Here is a 2,945-nt window from a genome sequence, read left to right as displayed (position 1 = left end):
CCTACGCTACCAGACGCCGTCAGGGATTTCACGCAGGGTTGCCGAAAGGACACGCACGCCGCGTGCGCTTTTACCGGGGTCAGCGACAGAAGTACCGTCGTGACATCCGGGGTCAAGCCTGGCTCGGGCCATCGCGTGGCATGTAACGGTTCTCCACCCTTGTCCAGGCGTGCCGTCGGAAAACCTGTGCGAGCGCGTCTGGGATACGACAGGCATCGAGCATCAAGGTCGCAACCAGCAGGCTGAGATCGACCGATGGCGAAGCGTCTCAACACGACATGGGTGCTCGTCATGAGGCGCATCCTCAGGCAGGCGCGCAGGTCGGCGAAAATGCAACTTACCATAGGGGCTTGCGCAGCCTCATCGGAAGCAACGCCAGAATGGCCGCGGTGATGAGCGATGTCAGGACAAGCTCAGGCCATATCACGGCGCGATAGAAAGTCGCCAGTGCCTGGGCCGATAAGCCGTCGGGAAAAACCTGCGCAGACAAATCGGGAAGCAGGCTCGTTGCGAGCACGAACACAGGCATGACGAAGGCGAGGTAATAGGCCGCGACCAGCGCGATCCAGGCGGGAAAGAACAGCCAGGAAGAAAACCGCTCGAAGACCAGCTTCTTGTAGGCGAAGGCCATCCACAGGGCGCCGGTCACATGCATCGCGATCGTGGCCGGATAAAGGCCGGGCACCGGGTCGTAGATTCCCGCCAGGACGCCGATGAGCAGAGCGCCCGCCGGTCCGGTCAGCGCTCCGCCAAGGGTAACGAAGATCTCGCGCGGGTCGGTGATGATCTGCGTTCCCGGGACGTAAAGCGCCAGACCGCCGTAGATGCAAAGAAAAGCCGCAAAGCCAAACGGCAGGGCGATGGCCACTGTCTTGAGCAGAATGCGCGTATCGGCCATGAACTGAAAGTCCCTCTGATCTTCGGTTGACCCAAGACAGACAGTCTCTCCTTCTCGCAGTGCTTTCATTCCCGACCGAACTTGGCAGACTGATGCATTGGCTCATGTCGCGTCTTGGGGGCATGTCGTCGGAAGCCTCCAAGCCCCCCGTTCACGAGCGACGGGACAACCCCAGCAAGGCTTGAGCGCAGCCGCTCGCCGTCTTGCAAAAAAAAAACGCCAAGCCAGCAAATCGGCAAGCTTTCCAGCGAGGCCGCCCGATGTCAGAGCAGCGACCAGCGAAACGAGGAGCAAGAGCCTTCCATGATGTGGACATGAACCTCGCAAGGAACTTCATTGTGTCCCTTGCGGACCGTTTCGCCGCGGCCATCGCACAGGTGCATACCCACAGCGACCGCGGCAAGCTCATAGAGGATAGGAGATTCCCCGCCACATCCGCAAGTGGTCCGTCGTTCCGATTCATGACACTGGCGAACGAACAGGACTTCCCCGCGCCCGCGGCTGTCGCCGCGCTCGCGGAGAGGTGAGAGGTGGCCCAGTCTGTTTTGACAGCAAATGCTCTTCGATAAGCGGAGCCCTGCGAGTTCCGGTCAGTTGACCGGTGATGCGGTTGGTTTTGACCTCCTGGGATCTGATCCAAACCGTATGGAGCTCGGTGGAGCTTGTGGGCGAAGCATCTGTCTTTCTCTGTTAATGGCGGTGAGAAACCGCGGCAATCTGGCGCAGAAAAGCGCAGGTCAGCATGGCTGTAAGCGCGGAACTGCCGCGCTTACAGCCATGCTCCAGCGTACCCGTCCCTCCGCCGCGTCAAGGGGTTGCTGCGCCGGGCTGGCGCCCGCCCTTGACCCGGCTCCGGGCCGGCAATTTTCGTGCCCGAATTTTCGGCCGCGCCAGATTTCGGCGGTTTTTGGCCGCCATTGACATTCTCCCGCAGTCAGTAACGCTTCCCCACGACGCGCCTATCCCGGCATCATTGCACCTCCTCCACAATGAACTTGCAATCATATAACTATCGTCGAACGTTGATGTTTGCTGTCGCCACGATCTACCAGGCAGACCGAGATTCGCAGCTACTGAGCCAAGCTGACCGAACATGACATGATCACCCTGCCGAGTTCTGGCAGAGGCATCCGCCAAGCCGACAAAGTGAAATTTGAAGGGGGCAAGGCAGCCTTCGAGAGCGTGCTCAAGGCGTGGGTGACAGGCATTCAGGAAGTGGTGAAGGGCGACCACGAGCAGTGCCTGCTGTTACGTCCCGCCCTATCCGAGCCTCTCCGTCCCGAGCTGTTCCGGGGTGAGACAAGAAGAATGTCCCACGCTGTAGCCGGGCGGATTTTCCCCGGCTGCAGCGTGGGACAGGAGGTCTATCGGGCTCGCGGATCGCTGGGCGGGAAGCGCCAGGGTTCCTCGGGATCGTAGAGGTTCCGTTGGCGATCGTGATGACGGCGCAGTTGTACGAGGTAGTGGCTCTCGCAGGCGGTGGCGAGCCGGAAGAGGAAGTCGCAGAGCGCGGCAGCGGCTTCGTCGGAGAGGCCCTCGGGGAACAGGCTATTGCGACGGCGGCTCATCGGAGTTCCTCGATGGCCAATTGCAACAGGTCGTCGGGCAGATGATTGAGCCCGCGCGGTACCGCCAGACGCATGGCGGTACGCAGAATGCGCGCCGCATGCCGGGGCAGTCCCTTGCTCGCCTGACGCAGGATCTCCAGGCCCGAATCGCTGAGCAGCGTCTGCGTGCAGCCGGCGTGCTTGAACCCGTGTGTTACGTCCGCCGCTGTGAAAGGCCTGCGGAGGTTATAGGTCCCGCACACGGCGCTTACCCTGCGCCAGATCTCCGCTGAACACCGTAGCGGTTTTTCCTTATGGTTTCGCCTATGGATCTGGCGAAGCGGCTGTGGGAAGGTGATGCGCTGGAATACGTTCGGGAGATGGCCGCACGTATCGATATGACTCGAACACAGTTGTCGCAAGTGGTCTGCGAGGCGTTCGATTTTCGGTGTCCTTTCGGCAGAGCTGCAAATCCGCGGCGGCGCTTGAGTGCGGCACCG

General features: G+C 61.1%; 3 protein-coding genes and 1 pseudogene. 1 reads left to right on the top strand and 3 read right to left on the bottom strand.

Going from position 1 to position 2,945, the window contains the following annotated elements; all coding sequences use genetic code 11:
* Positions 1-337 precede the first annotated feature (337 nt).
* Complete coding sequence (locus RKP46_RS15295) at positions 338-898, bottom strand: LytS/YhcK type 5TM receptor domain-containing protein (RefSeq protein ID WP_311107431.1); 561 nt, start codon at positions 896-898, stop codon at positions 338-340.
* 314 nt (positions 899-1,212) lie between these two features.
* Here RKP46_RS15295 and RKP46_RS15290 point away from each other — a divergent pair, with 314 nt between their 5' ends.
* The gene (locus tag RKP46_RS15290; RefSeq protein WP_311107430.1) at positions 1,213-1,425 is read left to right on the top strand and encodes a hypothetical protein; all 213 of its coding nucleotides are present in this window, start codon (positions 1,213-1,215) and stop codon (positions 1,423-1,425) included.
* 837 nt (positions 1,426-2,262) lie between these two features.
* Here RKP46_RS15290 and RKP46_RS15285 read toward each other — a convergent pair.
* Positions 2,263-2,466, bottom strand: a complete 204-nt coding sequence (locus tag RKP46_RS15285) for a hypothetical protein (protein WP_311107429.1) — start codon at positions 2,464-2,466, stop codon at positions 2,263-2,265.
* A pseudogene (locus RKP46_RS15280) lies at positions 2,463-2,657 on the bottom strand (AAA family ATPase); the annotation flags it as partial. The gene RKP46_RS15285 and the pseudogene RKP46_RS15280, both read right to left, overlap by 4 nt.
* Between the last annotated feature and the right edge of the window lie 288 nt (positions 2,658-2,945).

The organism is Accumulibacter sp. (assembly GCF_031732815.1).
Taxonomy (GTDB): domain Bacteria; phylum Pseudomonadota; class Gammaproteobacteria; order Burkholderiales; family Rhodocyclaceae; genus Accumulibacter.
The sequence above is the reverse complement of the archived record's forward strand: the minus strand, read 5'-3'. Positions and strand labels throughout refer to the sequence as shown.